Origin of the sequence: Kosakonia sp. MH5, assembly GCF_009935945.1 — a bacterium.
GTDB classification, from domain to species: Bacteria; Pseudomonadota; Gammaproteobacteria; order Enterobacterales; family Enterobacteriaceae; genus Kosakonia; species Kosakonia radicincitans.
Map to the genome: position 1 here is coordinate 232,287 of NZ_QODH01000006.1, position 16,150 is coordinate 248,436.

Consider the following 16,150-nt stretch of genomic DNA (forward strand, 5'->3'; position numbering starts at 1 on the left):
GATTACACCCCTTCGGCGACATAACGGGCAATGATGTCGCCCATTTCATCGGTACTGACAGCCGCAGCGCCACGGGCTAAATCACCGGTACGCACGCCTTCTTCTAATGCACGGTTGATTGCGCTTTCGATCGCGGAAGCCGCTTCACCCGCGTCCAGGCTGTAGCGCAGCAGCAGCGCCAGCGACAGGATCTGCGCAATCGGGTTCGCAATATTTTTACCGGCGATATCCGGCGCGGAGCCACCCGCCGGTTCGTACAGACCAAAACCTTGTTCGTTCAGGCTTGCTGAAGGCAGCATACCCATCGAGCCGGTGATCATCGCACACTCATCGGAGAGGATGTCGCCGAACAGGTTAGAGCACAGCAGCACGTCAAACTGGGACGGATCTTTAATCAGCTGCATGGTGGCGTTGTCGATATACATATGCGCCAGTTCAACATCCTGATATTCGCTGGCGATTTCGTTGACGATTTCGCGCCACAGCAGAGAAGTTTGCAGAACGTTGGCTTTATCAATCGAGTGCACTTTTTTACGGCGTTTACGCGCCGATTCAAACGCAATACGCGCGATACGCTCGATTTCAAAACGGTGATAGACCTCGGTATCGAAGGCCTTCTCGTGCTGGCCGCTGCCTTCACGGCCCTTCGGCTGGCCGAAGTAGATGCCGCCAGTCAGTTCACGTACGCACAGAATATCGAAGCCGTTAGCGGCGATATCTTCACGCAGCGGGCAGAAAGCTTCCAGCCCCTGGTACAGTTTGGCCGGGCGCAGGTTGCTGAATAATTTGAAGTGCTTACGCAGCGGCAGCAGCGCACCGCGCTCCGGTTGCTGTGCCGGCGGCAGATTTTCCCATTTCGGGCCGCCAACGGAGCCAAACAGAATGGCATCGGCCTGCTCGCAGCCTTCAACGGTTGCCTGTGGCAGCGGGTTGCCATGGCGGTCGATGGCGATACCGCCCACGTCATAATGGCTGGTGGTAATGTGCATGCCAAAACGGCTACGCACGGCTTCCAGTACTTTCAGGGCTTGCGCCATGACTTCCGGACCAATACCGTCACCCGGTAACACAGCAATATGATAATTCTTCGACATCACACGGTTTCCTTGTTGTTCTCTTTGTTCTGCGCTTTGCGTTGCAACTCTTTTTCGACTTCGGCTGCGCGCCAGATATTGTTCAGCACGTGCACCATGGCTTTGGCTGAGGACTCAACGATATCGGTCGCCAGACCTACACCGTGGAAGCGGCGGCCATTGTAATTGGCAACGATATCAACCTGCCCCAGCGCATCTTTGCCGTGGCCTTTGGCGCTGAGACCATATTTCACCAGCTCGATGTCGTACTCGGTGACGCGGTTAATGGCCTGGTAGATGGCATCAACCGGGCCGTTACCATTGGCGGCTTCGGTTTTAATTTCATCGCCACAGGCCAGCTTAATAGAGGCGGTTGCGATGTCGTTGGAGCCGGACTGCACGCTGAAGTAGTCCAGACGGAAATGTTCTGGCTCTTCCTGCTGTTTGTTAATGAATGCCAGCGCTTCCAGGTCGTAATCGAAGACCTGGCCTTTTTTATCCGCCAGTTTCAGGAACGCTTCGTACAGGTTATCCAGGTTGTAATCGGCTTCCTGGTAACCCATCTCTTCCATCCGATGTTTCACCGCCGCACGGCCGGAACGGGAAGTCAGGTTTAACTGCACCTGATTCAGGCCAATGGATTCCGGAGTCATGATTTCGTAGTTTTCGCGGTTTTTCAGCACGCCATCCTGGTGAATACCGGAGGAGTGGGCGAAAGCGCCGGTGCCGACAATCGCTTTGTTCGCCGGAATCGGCATATTGCAGATCTGGCTGACGGTCTGGCTTGTACGCCAGATTTCATTGTGATTGATGCGGGTGTGCACGTTCATAATGTCTTTGCGCACCTTAATCGCCATGATCACCTCTTCCAGCGAACAGTTACCGGCACGTTCGCCGATACCGTTCATCGCACCTTCAACCTGGCGCGCACCGGCGTGTACCGCTGCGATGGCGTTGCCAACGGCCAGGCCTAAATCATCATGGGTATGTACGGAGATAATGGCTTTATCGATGTTCGGTACGCGGTCATACAAGCCGGTGATGATATTGGCGAATTCAAACGGCATGGTGTAGCCGACGGTATCCGGGATGTTGATGGTTTTCGCCCCGGCGTTGATCGCAGCTTCGACCACTCGCGCCAGATCGTCGATTGGCGTGCGGCCTGCATCTTCGCAAGAGAACTCTACGTCATCGGTATAGTTACGTGCGCGTTTGACCATATAAACTGCACGTTCAATCACTTCATCCAGCGTACTGCGCAGCTTGGTGGCGATGTGCATCGGCGAGGTGGCGATAAACGTATGGATGCGGAACGCTTCAGCGACTTTCAGGGATTCTGCGGCGACATCAATATCTTTTTCAACACAGCGGGCGAGGGCGCAAACGCGGCTGTTTTTCACCTGGCGCGCGATGGTTTGTACGGATTCAAAGTCACCCGGGGACGAAACCGGAAAGCCGACTTCCATCACATCGACGCCCATACGTTCCAGCGCCAGGGCGATTTGCAGCTTCTCTTTCACGCTCAGGCTTGCCTGTAACGCCTGTTCACCATCACGTAATGTGGTATCGAAAATAACGACTTGCTGGCTCATGGTTTAGGTCCTTGTTATCTGAGGTCGCCTCGCTACGAGCATAAAAAAACCCGCGCCAAGGCGCGGGTTTTCTGTCTTAACTGGCAGACAATTCAGCTCTGAATGTCGTCCACCGGTCTACCGCGCACAAGAGATGCGTTTAGTAGTAGTAGACCAGCGAAACCGACGTTGCGAATCATGAATCAAGCTCCAGGAAAAACGATATGCTTTTAGTGGTACTGGATACGCTTGTTAAAGTCAACCCCTGCTCCTGAAAACCATCCTCAGAACAGGTGGGTTGTATGGCTGCTTTTCAGTTAATTATTCTGTACCGTAGAATGAAATGCGTATTTCGTGCGAATTACTATTGAAGTATTTTTTAGTGGACAATCACTAATTTAAAGATAAATTTACAGAACAACCCTTTTACGCTTTGCGTTATGGAATGGATGGCTGTTATCTTTATCATCAGATGAGTTGCGGAATGTTTGATAAAGTAAAAATATATTAATCCGTCACTGGTTATCGCATTATTTATCGGCGCAATTATCCTTGAAAAAAATATAAAAAGGGAGCTTTAAATATTCCTAATTTTTCACGCCATGCTTCTAATAATGCTATATGCATGATAAATCATCTTCCTGAATATTATTATTACACAGTTAAGGGAGTTTTATCATGACGACGGATTGCAATGTTCCAGGGGAAACTATTGATAATCATCAGATTGTCGATGTGGACAAACCACAGTTGCGTTCAGTAGATCTTAATTTGCTTACCGTTTTTGATGCGGTGATGCAGGAACAAAACATTACCCGTGCGGCGCACGCGCTGGGAATGTCTCAACCCGCAGTGAGTAATGCCGTTGCGCGGCTTAAAGTCATGTTTAATGACGAGCTCTTTGTCCGCTACGGCCGTGGGATTCAACCCACTGCGCGTTCATATCAGCTGTTTGGCTCAATCCGTCAGGCATTGCAGTTGGTACAAAATGAGTTGCCCGGCTCGGGATTTGATCCACTGAGCAGTGAGCGTGTATTTAATCTTTGTGTATGCAGTCCGCTGGATAATCTCTTAACGTCAATTATTTACAATAGCGTTGAAAAGGCTGCGCCTAATATTAATCTGGTGTTTAAAGCCGATCTTAATCACAGTACTGAGCATCAATTGCGTTACCAGGAAATTGAATTTGTGATCGGCTACGAAGAGTTTCGTCGTCCGGAATTCTCTTGCGTTCCATTATTTAAAGACGAAATGGTACTGGTGACCAGTAAAGAACATCCGCGCATGGCGAATCTTGTTACGGAAGCTGATGTATTCAATGAACAACATGCAGTGGTCTCGCTGGACCGTTATGCTTCCTTTAGTCAGCCCTGGTATGATACGGCGGAAAAGAAGAGCCGTATTGCCTATCAGGGAATGGCAGTCACCAGCGTATTAAACATTGTCGCGCAAACGCATTTGGTGACGATTGCGCCGCGTTGGTTGGTTGAACGATTTACTCATGGCTTGCCATTGCAGGTATTACCTTTGCCGCTGGCGCTTAATACTCGTACCTGCTATCTCTCGTGGCATGAAGCGGCAGGCCGCGATAAAGGCCACCAGTGGATGGAAGAGTTACTGACTTCGGTTTGTACGCTGTAATCCGCTCGCAGAATAGATCGGGCTTGTTTAGTCGGTTTATTCTGCTTAATCCTGAATGGGGAGTATTTTATTTCAATTTCGGTCGTCAGCGACTTCCCGTGTCGTGCGAAAAATGCATGATTTTCTGTACAACATGCCATTTGGATGATGAATGGTCATCGTCTTTCCTTATCACAGATGTTTTCACCAAATCTGCAGCTCTCGCATTGTTTTTCCTCTTTTGTACGCCGTTGACGTCTGCGGTTTGCTAATTGCCTGCCAGATTTTGAGCGGTTATGGTAACTGCCATTCATAATCAGAATGCAGGGTTTCCTGCTCTGAACAGAGCGACAGCGTGGAAATGAATTCCGCCCAGTCGACAAATATAAGCCTGGAGGCAAAGCATGGAGATGTTGTCTGGAGCCGAGATGGTCGTCCGATCGCTTATCGATCAAGGCGTAAAGAAAGTATTCGGCTACCCCGGAGGCGCAGTCCTGGATATCTACGATGCCCTGCATACTGTTGGCGGTATTGAACATGTGTTGGTACGTCATGAGCAGGCTGCAGTGCATATGGCCGATGGGCTGGCGCGGGCAACGGGTGAGGTTGGGGTGGTACTGGTCACGTCTGGCCCTGGTGCGACGAATGCAATCACGGGTATCGCCACCGCTTATATGGATTCTATCCCGCTGGTGGTGCTTTCCGGGCAGGTTGCAACGTCGCTGATTGGCTATGACGCGTTTCAGGAGTGCGACATGGTGGGGATTTCCCGCCCGGTGGTGAAGCACAGCTTCCTGGTCAAACAAACCGAAGATATTCCCGGCGTATTAAAGAAAGCGTTCTGGCTGGCAGCCAGTGGGCGTCCGGGGCCGGTGGTGGTGGATCTGCCGAAAGATATTATGAACCCGGCCAACAAGCTGCCCTATTTCTGGCCGGAATCTGTCAGCATGCGATCTTATAACCCGACGACACAGGGTCACAAAGGGCAAATCAAGCGCGCTTTGCAAACGCTGGTGGCGGCGAAGAGGCCGGTGGTCTATGTGGGCGGCGGTGCGATTAACTCCGCGTGCGAAGCTCAGTTGCGTCAGTTGGCTGAAAAACTGAATTTGCCAGTGGTCTCCTCCTTAATGGGGCTGGGCGCGTTTCCGGCATCGCATCGTCAGGCGCTGGGCATGCTGGGCATGCACGGGACTTACGAAGCCAATATGACGATGCACCACTCCGATGTCATTTTCGCGGTTGGCGTGCGTTTTGACGATCGCACTACCAATAATCTGGCGAAGTACTGTCCGGATGCGACGGTTCTGCATATCGATATCGACCCCACTTCCATTTCCAAGACCGTACAGGCGGATGTGCCTATTGTCGGCGATGCGCGGCTGGTTCTGGAACAAATGCTCGAACTGCTGGAGCAGGAAGAGCAGCCGCAGCCACTGGATGAGATCCGTGACTGGTGGTTGCGCATTGAACAGTGGCGCGCGCGTCAGTGCCTGAAATATGACACCCAGAGTGAAAAGATCAAACCGCAGGCAGTGATTGAAGCTATCTGGCGTTTGACGAATGGCGACGCTTACGTTACTTCCGATGTTGGCCAGCATCAGATGTTTGCCGCGCTCTACTACCGTTTTGATAAACCGCGCCGCTGGATCAACTCCGGTGGGCTGGGCACGATGGGTTTTGGTTTACCCGCTGCGCTCGGTGTGAAGATGGCACTGCCCGAGGAGACGGTTATCTGCGTGACCGGCGATGGCAGTATCCAGATGAACATTCAGGAACTCTCTACGGCCTTGCAGTATGAACTACCGGTGCTGGTATTGAACCTCAATAACCGCTATCTGGGGATGGTGAAGCAGTGGCAGGACATGATCTATTCCGGCCGCCATTCACAATCTTATATGGAGTCGTTGCCTGATTTTGCGCGCCTGGCAGAAGCTTATGGCCATGTGGGAATTCGTATTACGCGTCCGGATGAGCTGGAGGCGAAGCTGGCGGAAGCGCTGGAGCAGGTGAAAAACAATCGCCTGGTGTTTGTTGACGTTACCGTTGACGGTAGTGAACACGTTTATCCGATGCAGATCCGCGGCGGCGGCATGGATGAGATGTGGTTAAGCAAAACGGAGAGAACCTGATTATGCGCCGGATACTGTCTGTATTACTGGAAAATGAATCGGGCGCGTTATCGCGCGTGATTGGCCTGTTCTCTCAGCGCGGTTACAACATAGAAAGCCTGACCGTTGCGCCGACTGACGATCCTACCTTATCGCGGATGACGATCCAGACTGTCGGCGATCAAAAAGTGCTGGAGCAGATCGAAAAGCAACTGCACAAGCTGGTCGATGTGTTACGCGTAAACGAGCTGGGGCAGGGGGCATATGTTGAGCGTGAAATCATGCTGGTGAAGATTCAGGCCAGCGGTTACGGTCGCGAAGAGGTGAAACGCAACGCTGAGATCTTCCGCGGACAGATCATTGACGTTACGCCATCGATTTACACGGTTCAGCTCGCAGGCACCAGTGACAAGCTGGATGCGTTTTTAGCCACCATTCGTGATGTGGCGAAAATTGTTGAAGTTGCGCGCTCCGGTGTGGTGGGGTTGTCGCGCGGCGATAAAATCATGCGCTGAATAGAATAACCTTCCATATTTACAGGCCCGGTGTTCTACGCCGGGCTTTTTTTTGCGAAATCCGCCGGAACCAGACACGAAAGCGGTTGCCGGAGTGAGTATTCTGCGCTTAGATGTTAAGGATTTTAACCTATATCCCTAAAAAGGTTATGGAGTACATTAATTTAAGGGGCAATTGTGAAACTGGATGAAATCGCCCGGCTAGCCGGCGTCTCACGAACCACGGCAAGCTACGTCATCAATGGTAAGGCGAAGCAGTATCGTGTCAGCGACAAAACCGTTGAGAAAGTGATGGCGGTTGTTCGTGAGCATAACTACCACCCAAATGCGGTGGCAGCTGGCCTGCGCGCAGGACGCACTCGTTCGATTGGGCTGGTGATCCCCGATCTTGAAAACACAAGCTACACCCGCATTGCCAACTATCTGGAGCGTCAGGCGCGTCAGCGCGGTTACCAGTTACTGATCGCCTGCTCGGAAGATCAACCCGATAATGAAATGCGCTGTATCGAGCACCTGTTGCAGCGGCAGGTGGACGCTATTATTGTCTCCACCTCATTGCCGCCAGAGCATCCGTTCTATCAGCGCTGGGCTAATGATTCGTTCCCGATTGTCGCGTTGGATCGCGCGCTGGATCGTGAACACTTCACCAGCGTTGTTGGTGCCGATCAGGATGATTCGGAGATGCTGGCCGCAGAGCTGCGTAAGTTTCCGGCGGAGCGCGTGCTTTACCTTGGGGCGTTACCAGAACTCTCTGTTAGTTTCCTGCGTGAGCAGGGTTTCCGCACGGCGTGGAAAGACGATCCGCGTGAAGTGCAGTATCTCTATGCCAATAGCTACGAGCGTGAAGCAGCCGCCCAGCTATTTGATAAATGGCTGGAAACTAACCCAATGCCGCAGGCGATGTTTATAACCTCGTTTGCATTATTGCAGGGCGTGCTTGACGTTACGTTACGTCGCGACGGTAAATTGCCGTCGGATCTGGCGATCGCGACTTTTGGCGATCACGAATTGCTCGATTTCCTGCAATGTCCGGTACTGGCGGTGGCGCAGCGCCATCGCGATGTTGCGGAGCGGGTTCTGGAAATTGTGCTGGCAAGCCTCGACGAACCGCGTAAGCCGAAAGCGGGTCTTAGCCGTATCCGGCGTAATCTCTATCGTCGCGGGATATTAAGCCGCGTATAAGTTCAGATAAAGGCAGCGTAAGCTGCCTTTTTTGTTTTGTCTTACCTTGAATCAAATTATTCCCTGTTGGCTCCTAAGATAAATCCTTAATTTTTAAACGGGACGTGATAAGTTAATTCTAATTGCTTCTTTAAATCGGGTTTTAAAAGGATATTTTTAAAGCAGTAATTATGATTTCTGTCTTAAATTGTTACATCTCAGAAAAGTGTTACCTTTCTTCTATAGCATCCATTATCAGCGTAGGGCTATTTCCTTAGTGGCTCTGCCGTCGCGCTGAGTGTGAACGGATGCAACTGGTGCTGTTCAGTTGGGTTGATATGTCTTAAAATGCCGCCCGCGTCGCAAACTGACACTTTATATTTCGCGCGCAGAAATCAAATGGTTTTAAACGCGGATACGCATATTCTGTTTTTTTTCTTGCAAATATTCATGACGTTAATTTGCCTCGTAAGTTGAGCACTATTTCACCTTTGCAGATATTCGCTGCAAATAAGAGATCTTTTGTTCTGGTTAGCCTTTGTGCTGGCTTGACAAGCTTTTCCTCCGCTCCGTAAACTCCCTTGGTGGGGATTTGTGGGATAAAGTGGTGAAAATGGTCACTTGGGGGTGAATCGGACATGTTCCGTGGCGCGACGTTAGTCAATCTCGACAGCAAAGGGCGGTTAGCCGTTCCGACCCGTTATCGGGATTTGCTGCTGGAGAATGCCTCCGGTCAGATGGTGTGTACCATCGACATTCGCCATTCATGTCTGCTGCTTTATCCCCTTCCTGAATGGGAAATTATTGAGCAAAAACTGGCGCGCCTGTCGAGCATGAATCCGCTTGAACGACGCGTACAACGTTTATTGCTGGGGCATGCCAGCGAGTGCCAGATGGATAGCGCCGGGCGTTTATTGATTGCGCCTGTTTTACGGCAGCATGCCGGGCTAACCAAAGAAGTGATGCTGGTCGGGCAGTTCAATAAATTTGAGCTGTGGGACGAAACGACCTGGTATCAACAGGTCAGGGAAGATATCGACGCTGAGCAATCGGGTTCTGAAGCACTTTCAGATCGGTTGCAGGATTTGTCTCTGTAATGATGATGGAAAATTTTAAACATACGACGGTGCTGCTGGATGAGGCCGTTAATGGCCTGAATATTCGTCCGGATGGCATCTACATCGATGGCACTTTTGGTCGCGGTGGTCACTCGCGCCTGATCCTCTCCCGTTTGGGTGCGGAAGGACGCTTGCTGGCGATCGATCGCGATCCACAGGCAATTGCTGTAGCCCAAACCATTGATGATCCCCGCTTCTCCATCATTCATGGTCCTTTCTCTGCGCTTGCTGATTATGTCAGCGAGCGCGAACTTGTTGGCAAGATCGACGGTATTCTTCTCGATCTTGGTGTCTCTTCACCGCAGCTTGACGATCCTGAGCGCGGCTTCTCCTTCATGCGCGATGGTCCGCTTGATATGCGGATGGATCCCACTCGCGGCCAGTCTGCTGCCGAATGGCTGCAAACAGCTGAAGAAGCAGACATCGCCTGGGTGCTGAAAACCTTTGGCGAGGAGCGTTTTGCTAAACGTATCGCGCGCGCCATTGTAGAGCGTAACCGCCTCGACCCGATGACCCGCACTAAAGAGCTGGCGGAAGTCGTTGCGGCGGCAACACCGGTGAAAGATAAGTTCAAACATCCCGCGACCCGTACCTTCCAGGCGGTGCGCATTTGGGTAAACAGTGAACTGGAGGAAATAGAGCTGGCGCTAAAAAACTCGCTCGGCGTGCTTGCCCCGGGAGGGCGGCTTTCGGTAATCAGCTTCCATTCTCTGGAAGATCGCATTGTGAAACGCTTCATGCGTGAGCAAAGCCGCGGCCCGCAGGTTCCTGCCGGGCTGCCGATGACCGAAGAGCAACTCAGGAAACTGGGTGGCCGTCAGTTGCGAGCCTTAGGAAAGTTGATGCCGGGCGAAGAAGAAGTGGCTGAAAACCCACGTGCCCGTAGTTCAGTTCTGCGCATTGCAGAGAGGACGAACGCATGATCGGCAGAGTGACAGAAACCCTAAGCAAAGTGAAAGGATCGTTAGGAAGCAACGAGCGCCATGCCTTGCCTGGCGTGATCGGCGACGATCTTTTGCGATTTGGGAAACTGCCACTCTGTCTGTTCATTTGCATCATCATGACGGCAGTGACGGTTGTTACTACCTCTCACCACACACGTTTATTAACCGCGCAGCGTGAACAACTTGTTCTCGAGCGCGACGCGCTGGATATCGAATGGCGCAACCTGATTCTTGAAGAGAATGCGCTCGGCGATCACAGCCGGGTTGAACGGATTGCGACGGAAAAGCTGCAAATGCAGCACGTGGATCCCTCTCAGGAAAATATCGTAGTGCAGAAATAGAAATGAATAAGGAATTACGCGACGCATGAAAGCAGCGGCGAAAACGCTTAAACCGAAACGCCAGGAAGAACAGGCCAACTTTGTGAGTTGGCGTTTTGCGTTGCTTTGCGGTTGCATTCTGCTGGCGATGGCGTTTCTGCTTGGGCGTGTCGCCTGGCTGCAGGTTATCAATCCGGAAATGCTGGTGCGCGAAGGGGATATGCGTTCCTTGCGCGTGCAGGAAGTCGCAACGTCGCGTGGAATGATTACCGACCGCTCCGGGCGTCCGCTGGCTGTTAGTGTGCCGGTGAAAGCGATTTGGGCCGATCCAAAAGAGTTACATGATGCTGGCGGCGTCACGTTGGATAACCGCTGGAAAGCGCTCTCTGACGCGCTGAACATGCCATTGGATCAGCTGGCTTCCCGCATTAATGCCAACCCGAAGATGCGTTTCATCTATCTGGCGCGCCAGGTGAACCCCGATCTCGGGGAGTATATTAAAAAGCTCAAGTTGCCGGGGATTCATCTGCGTGAGGAATCCCGCCGTTACTATCCTTCCGGGGAAGTGACCGCTCACCTTATCGGTTTTACTAACGTAGATAGTCAGGGGATCGAAGGCGTTGAGAAGAGCTTTGACAAATGGCTTACCGGCCAACCTGGCGAACGTATTGTGCGTAAAGATCGCTACGGGCGCGTTATTGAAGATATCTCTTCCACCGACAGCCAGGCTGCGCATAACCTGGCGCTGAGCATTGATGAACGCTTGCAGGCGCTGGTTTATCGCGAGCTGAATAACGCGGTGGCGTTTAATAAGGCTGAATCCGGAAGCGCAGTGCTGGTTGATGTGAACACCGGCGAAGTGTTGGCAATGGCCAATAGCCCTTCCTACAACCCGAACAACTTCACCGGCACGTCGAAGGATGCAATGCGTAACCGCGCGATCACCGACGTTTTTGAACCGGGTTCGACGGTGAAACCCATGGTGGTAATGACGGCGCTGCAGCGCGGTGTCGTCACGCCAAATACGGTGCTGAACACCGTGCCTTACCGAATTAACGGCCACGAAATCAAAGACGTGGCGCGCTACAGCGAATTGACCCTTACCGGGGTGCTACAAAAGTCGAGTAACGTCGGTGTTTCGAAGTTGGCGTTAGCGATGCCCTCCTCAGCGTTAGTAGATACTTACTCACGTTTTGGACTGGGAAAAACGACCAATTTGGGGATGGTCGGGGAACGCAGTGGCTTATTTCCTCAAAAACAACGGTGGTCTGACATAGAGAGGGCCACCTTCTCTTTCGGCTATGGGCTAATGGTAACGCCGTTACAGTTAGCACGAGTCTACGCAACGATTGGCAGTTACGGTATCTACCGTCCTCTGTCAATTACCAAAGTTGACCCGCCCGTGCCGGGCGAACGCATTTTCAATGAGTCTATCGTGCGCACCGTGGTGCATATGATGGAGAGCGTTGCGCTGCCGGGCGGCGGCGGGGTGAAAGCAGCCATCAAAGGCTATCGCATTGCTATCAAAACCGGGACGGCGAAAAAAGTCGGCCCGGATGGTCGTTATATCAACAAATATATTGCTTACACCGCTGGCGTCGCGCCTGCCAGCCGCCCGCGCTTTGCGCTGGTGGTGGTGATTAACGATCCGCAAGCGGGTAAATACTACGGTGGTGCCGTGTCCGCACCGGTCTTCGGTGCCATCATGGGCGGCGTTCTGCGCACCATGAACATTGAGCCGGACGCGCTGACCACGGGCGAAAAAAGTGAGTTTGTAATTAATCAAGGCGAGGGTACAGGTGGCAGATCGTAATTTGCGCGACCTTCTCGCTCCGTGGGTGCCAGGCGCACCGGAGCGAGCACTGCGGGAGATGACACTCGACAGCCGTGCGGCTGCATCGGGCGATCTCTTTGTGGCGGTGGTCGGTCATCAGGCGGACGGGCGTCGATATATCCCGCAGGCGATTGCGCAAGGTGTTGCTGCCATTATTGCTGAAGCGAAAGACGAAGCAAATGACGGTGAAATTCGTGAAATGCACGGCGTTCCGGTCATTTACCTCAGCCAGTTGAATGAGCGCCTTTCCGCGCTGGCGGGCCGTTTTTACGGTGAACCATCTGAACAATTGCGCCTGATTGGCGTAACCGGCACCAACGGCAAAACAACGACCACGCAACTGCTGGCGCAGTGGAGCCAATTGGTGGGCGAAACCAGCGCAGTGATGGGGACGGTCGGAAATGGTCTGCTGGGTAAAGTCATCCCGACTGAAAATACCACCGGCTCTGCGGTGGATGTTCAGCATGTGATTGCCGGGCTGGTTGCGCAGAAAGCGACGTTTGCCGCGATGGAAGTCTCTTCCCACGGTCTGGTACAGCATCGCGTGGCGGCGCTGAAGTTTGCCGCTGGCGTATTTACCAATTTAAGCCGCGATCACCTCGATTATCACGGCGATATGGCGCATTACGAAGCGGCGAAATGGCTGCTGTTCTCCTCTCACCACTACGGACAGGCGATTATCAATGCCGATGACGAAGTGGGCCGCCGTTGGTTAGCGAATCTGCCGGATGCGGTTGCGGTATCGATGGAAGACCATATCAACCCGGATTGTCACGGCCGCTGGCTCAAGGCTACCGGCGTGGAGTACCACGATAGCGGGGCGACTATTCGTTTTGACTCTTCATGGGGTCAAGGCGAAATCGAAAGCCGTCTGATGGGCGCGTTTAACGTCAGTAACCTGCTGCTGGCGCTGGCCACGCTGCTGGCGCTGGGTTATCCGTTAAGCGATTTGCTGAAAACCGCTTCACAGTTGCAGCCGGTTTGCGGACGCATGGAAGTATTTAGTGCGCCGGGTAAACCGACGGTGGTGGTGGATTATGCCCATACGCCGGATGCGCTGGAAAAGGCCTTACAGGCTGCACGTCTGCACTGCACCGGTCAACTGTGGTGCGTGTTTGGTTGCGGTGGCGATCGCGATAAAGGTAAACGTCCGCTCATGGGCGCAATTGCTGAGCAGTTCGCCGATGTGCCGGTGGTGACGGACGATAACCCGCGCACCGAAGAGCCGCGCGCCATTATCAACGATATTCTCGCCGGTATGCTGGATGCCGGGCGTGCGCATGTGGTCGAAGGGCGTGCGGAAGCCGTGACCAACACCATTATGCAGGCGAAAGAGAATGATGTGGTTCTGCTGGCTGGCAAAGGCCATGAAGATTATCAGATTGTCGGGACGCACCGACTGGATTACTCCGATCGCGTCACCGCGGCACGTTTGCTGGGGGTAGTGGCATGATTAGCGTAACTCTAAGCCAGCTTGCCGACATTCTGCAGGGTGAATTACATGGTCAGGATGCGACGATTGATGCGGTAACCAGCGATACCCGCAAACTAACGCCGGGCTGCCTGTTTGTGGCGCTGAAAGGCGAGCGTTTCGATGCCCATGATTTTGCCGAACAGGCTAAAGCGGGCGGCGCGGGCGCGCTACTGGTTAGCCGTAAGCTGGACTGCGATCTGCCGCAACTGCTGGTCAAAGACACTCGCCAGGCGTTCGGCGAGCTGGGCGCCTGGGTACGTCAGCAGGTGCCGACGCGTGTGGTTGCGTTAACCGGTTCTTCCGGCAAAACCTCGGTGAAAGAGATGACGGCCGCCATTCTGAGTGAATGTGGCAACACGCTTTATACCGCAGGAAACCTGAACAACGACATCGGCGTGCCGATGACGCTCCTGCGTTTAACCAAAGAACATCAATACGCGGTGATTGAGCTGGGCGCGAACCACCAGGGGGAAATCGCCTGGACCGTCGGGCTTACCCGCCCGGAAGCGGCTCTGGTCAATAACCTGGCGGCGGCACACCTGGAAGGCTTCGGATCGCTTGCGGGCGTGGCGAAAGCCAAAGGAGAAATCTATACCGGGTTGCCTGCCAACGGTGTGGCAATCATGAATGCTGACAATAATGACTGGCTGAACTGGCAGAGCATTATTGGCGCTCGCAAAGTGTGGCGCTTCTCGCCAAATGCGGCGAACAGTGATTTTACGGCCACCAACATTCATGTGACCTCGCACGGAACTGAGTTCACGCTGCAAACCCCGATGGGCAATGTGGATGTGACACTGCCGCTGCCGGGACGACACAATATTGCCAATGCGCTGGCAGCGACCTCGCTGGCGATGGCGGTGGGCGCTAGCCTGGCGGCAGTGAAAAAAGGGTTGGCAAACCTGAAAGCGGTGCCGGGGCGTCTGTTCCCGGTGCAACTGGGCGAAAATAAATTGCTGCTCGATGACACGTACAACGCTAACGTCGGTTCAATGACCGCCGCCGCACATGTGCTGGCGGAAATGCCGGGTTACCGGGTGATGGTGGTGGGCGATATGGCAGAGCTAGGCGATGAGAGCGAAGCCTGCCACATTCAGGTGGGTGAAGCGGCTAAAGGCGTTGGCATCGATAAAGTGCTGAGCGTCGGTAAGCTGAGCAAGGCTCTGAGCGCTGCCAGCGGTGTTGGCGAACATTTTAACGATAAAGCGGCAGTGGTGGCGCGGTTGAAGGCGCTGATCGCTGAACAGCAGATTATTACCATTTTGGTGAAAGGTTCACGTAGTTCCGCCATGGAAGAGGTGGTACGCGAATTACAGGAGAATGGAACATGTTAGTGTGGCTGGCCGAACATTTGGTCAAATATTATTCCGGCTTTAACGTCTTTTCCTACCTGACGTTTCGCGCCATTGTCAGCCTGCTGACCGCGCTCTTCATCTCTCTGTGGATGGGGCCGCGCATGATTGCCCGTCTGCAAAAACTCTCTTTCGGCCAGGTTGTGCGTAACGACGGTCCGGAGTCGCATTTCAGTAAACGCGGCACGCCAACGATGGGGGGAATTATGATCCTCACGGCAATCGTGGTTTCCGTACTGCTGTGGGCTTATCCCTCTAACCCGTATGTCTGGTGCGTGCTGGTTGTACTGGTAGGTTACGGTGCGATTGGTTTTGTTGACGATTACCGCAAAGTGGTGCGTAAAGATACCAAGGGCCTGATTGCTCGCTGGAAATATTTCTGGATGTCGCTGATTGCGCTGGGCGTGGCGTTTGCGCTTTACCTGGCGGGGAAAGATACGCCAGCGACAGAACTGGTGGTGCCTTTCTTTAAAGATGTGATGCCGCAACTGGGCCTTTTCTACATTCTGCTGGCTTACTTTGTGATTGTCGGCACCGGCAACGCCGTTAACCTGACGGACGGTCTTGACGGTCTGGCGATTATGCCGACGGTGTTTGTCGCCGCGGGCTTTGCGTTGGTGGCCTGGGCTACCGGTAACATGAATTTTGCTAACTACCTGCATATCCCTTATCTGCGTCACGCGGGAGAGCTAGTGATCGTCTGCACGGCGATTGTCGGCGCAGGGTTGGGCTTTTTGTGGTTCAACACCTATCCGGCGCAGGTTTTCATGGGGGATGTGGGTTCACTGGCTCTCGGCGGCGCGTTGGGGATCATTGCCGTGTTGCTGCGTCAGGAGTTCTTGCTGGTGATTATGGGCGGGGTGTTTGTGGTGGAAACCCTGTCGGTGATTTTGCAGGTGGGGTCGTTTAAATTGCGCGGCCAGCGTATTTTCCGCATGGCGCCGATTCACCATCACTATGAACTGAAAGGCTGGCCGGAACCGCGCGTGATCGTGCGCTTCTGGATTATTTCGCTGATGCTGGTGCTGATTGGCCTGGCAACGCTGAAGGTACGTTAATT

The 16,150-nt window shown here is 53.2% G+C and carries 14 protein-coding genes; 11 read left to right on the forward strand and 3 right to left on the reverse strand.

Translation table 11 applies throughout. The annotated features are described in order from the left end of the window. Positions 1–2: 2 nt before the first annotated feature. The 3 genes from leuB to leuL all read right to left on the reverse strand — a co-directional run bounded on the left by leuB (position 3) and on the right by leuL (position 2,844). Positions 3–1,094: a 3-isopropylmalate dehydrogenase gene (gene leuB, locus DK872_RS17235; protein WP_007373133.1), complete on the reverse strand. Its 1,092-nt coding sequence runs from the start codon at positions 1,092–1,094 to the stop codon at positions 3–5. Beyond that, positions 1,094–2,665, reverse strand: a complete 1,572-nt coding sequence (gene leuA / locus DK872_RS17240) for a 2-isopropylmalate synthase (protein ID WP_007373134.1) — start codon at positions 2,663–2,665, stop codon at positions 1,094–1,096. The genes leuB and leuA overlap by 1 nt, the downstream gene beginning before the upstream one ends. 92 nt (positions 2,666–2,757) lie before the next feature. Continuing rightward, positions 2,758–2,844, reverse strand: a complete 87-nt coding sequence (gene leuL / locus DK872_RS28030; RefSeq protein WP_107146878.1) for a leu operon leader peptide — start codon at positions 2,842–2,844, stop codon at positions 2,758–2,760. Positions 2,845–3,322: 478 nt separating this feature from the next. On the opposite strand from leuL, the gene leuO reads away from it, so the two are divergent. The 11 genes from leuO (at position 3,323) to mraY (ending at position 16,148) form a co-directional block, all read left to right on the forward strand. Then, the gene (gene leuO, locus DK872_RS17250; RefSeq protein WP_007373135.1) at positions 3,323–4,285 is read left to right on the forward strand and encodes a transcriptional regulator LeuO; all 963 of its coding nucleotides are present in this window, start codon (positions 3,323–3,325) and stop codon (positions 4,283–4,285) included. 383 nt (positions 4,286–4,668) lie between these two features. Beyond that, a complete protein-coding gene (ilvI, locus tag DK872_RS17255) occupies positions 4,669–6,393 on the forward strand; it encodes an acetolactate synthase 3 large subunit (protein WP_064568436.1) in 1,725 nt (574 codons plus the stop codon). 2 nt (positions 6,394–6,395) lie between these two features. After that, entirely contained in the window at positions 6,396–6,887 is a 492-nt protein-coding gene (gene ilvN, locus DK872_RS17260) for an acetolactate synthase small subunit (protein ID WP_007373137.1), read from the forward strand. A 177-nt stretch (positions 6,888–7,064) separates the two neighbouring features. Then, complete coding sequence (gene cra, locus DK872_RS17265) at positions 7,065–8,069, forward strand: catabolite repressor/activator (protein ID WP_043955019.1); 1,005 nt, start codon at positions 7,065–7,067, stop codon at positions 8,067–8,069. 617 nt (positions 8,070–8,686) lie between these two features. Next, entirely contained in the window at positions 8,687–9,145 is a 459-nt protein-coding gene (mraZ, locus tag DK872_RS17270; RefSeq protein WP_007373139.1) for a division/cell wall cluster transcriptional repressor MraZ, read from the forward strand. Positions 9,146–9,147: 2 nt separating this feature from the next. After that, complete coding sequence (gene rsmH / locus DK872_RS17275; protein WP_007373140.1) at positions 9,148–10,089, forward strand: 16S rRNA (cytosine(1402)-N(4))-methyltransferase RsmH; 942 nt, start codon at positions 9,148–9,150, stop codon at positions 10,087–10,089. Beyond that, positions 10,086–10,451: a cell division protein FtsL gene (gene ftsL / locus DK872_RS17280; RefSeq protein ID WP_007373141.1), complete on the forward strand. Its 366-nt coding sequence runs from the start codon at positions 10,086–10,088 to the stop codon at positions 10,449–10,451. The genes rsmH and ftsL overlap by 4 nt, the downstream gene beginning before the upstream one ends. A gap of 25 nt (positions 10,452–10,476) precedes the next feature. Further along, a complete protein-coding gene (locus DK872_RS17285) occupies positions 10,477–12,243 on the forward strand; it encodes a peptidoglycan glycosyltransferase FtsI (protein ID WP_007373142.1) in 1,767 nt (588 codons plus the stop codon). Then, positions 12,230–13,717, forward strand: coding sequence for a UDP-N-acetylmuramoyl-L-alanyl-D-glutamate--2,6-diaminopimelate ligase (gene murE / locus DK872_RS17290; RefSeq protein ID WP_007373143.1), 1,488 nt, complete (start codon positions 12,230–12,232; stop codon positions 13,715–13,717). Before DK872_RS17285 ends, murE begins: the two co-directional genes overlap by 14 nt. Continuing rightward, positions 13,714–15,072, forward strand: a complete 1,359-nt coding sequence (murF, locus tag DK872_RS17295) for a UDP-N-acetylmuramoyl-tripeptide--D-alanyl-D-alanine ligase (RefSeq protein ID WP_007373144.1) — start codon at positions 13,714–13,716, stop codon at positions 15,070–15,072. Before murE ends, murF begins: the two co-directional genes overlap by 4 nt. After that, entirely contained in the window at positions 15,066–16,148 is a 1,083-nt protein-coding gene (gene mraY / locus DK872_RS17300; RefSeq protein WP_007373145.1) for a phospho-N-acetylmuramoyl-pentapeptide-transferase, read from the forward strand. Before murF ends, mraY begins: the two co-directional genes overlap by 7 nt. Positions 16,149–16,150: the final 2 nt, after the last annotated feature.

Excerpts from the sequence above, each read along its gene's own strand:
- leuB (WP_007373133.1), bottom strand. The coding sequence starts at position 1,094 with ATGTCGAAGAATTATCATATTGCTGTGTTACCGGGTGACGGTATTGGT.
- leuA (WP_007373134.1), bottom strand. The coding sequence starts at position 2,665 with ATGAGCCAGCAAGTCGTTATTTTCGATACCACATTACGTGATGGTGAA.
- leuL (WP_107146878.1), bottom strand. The coding sequence starts at position 2,844 with ATGATTCGCAACGTCGGTTTCGCTGGTCTACTACTACTAAACGCATCT.
- leuO (WP_007373135.1), top strand. The coding sequence starts at position 3,323 with ATGACGACGGATTGCAATGTTCCAGGGGAAACTATTGATAATCATCAG.
- ilvI (WP_064568436.1), top strand. The coding sequence starts at position 4,669 with ATGGAGATGTTGTCTGGAGCCGAGATGGTCGTCCGATCGCTTATCGAT.
- ilvN (WP_007373137.1), top strand. The coding sequence starts at position 6,396 with ATGCGCCGGATACTGTCTGTATTACTGGAAAATGAATCGGGCGCGTTA.
- mraZ (WP_007373139.1), top strand. The coding sequence starts at position 8,687 with ATGTTCCGTGGCGCGACGTTAGTCAATCTCGACAGCAAAGGGCGGTTA.
- rsmH (WP_007373140.1), top strand. The coding sequence starts at position 9,148 with ATGATGGAAAATTTTAAACATACGACGGTGCTGCTGGATGAGGCCGTT.
- ftsL (WP_007373141.1), top strand. The coding sequence starts at position 10,086 with ATGATCGGCAGAGTGACAGAAACCCTAAGCAAAGTGAAAGGATCGTTA.
- DK872_RS17285 (WP_007373142.1), top strand. The coding sequence starts at position 10,477 with ATGAAAGCAGCGGCGAAAACGCTTAAACCGAAACGCCAGGAAGAACAG.
- murF (WP_007373144.1), top strand. The coding sequence starts at position 13,714 with ATGATTAGCGTAACTCTAAGCCAGCTTGCCGACATTCTGCAGGGTGAA.
- mraY (WP_007373145.1), top strand. The coding sequence starts at position 15,066 with ATGTTAGTGTGGCTGGCCGAACATTTGGTCAAATATTATTCCGGCTTT.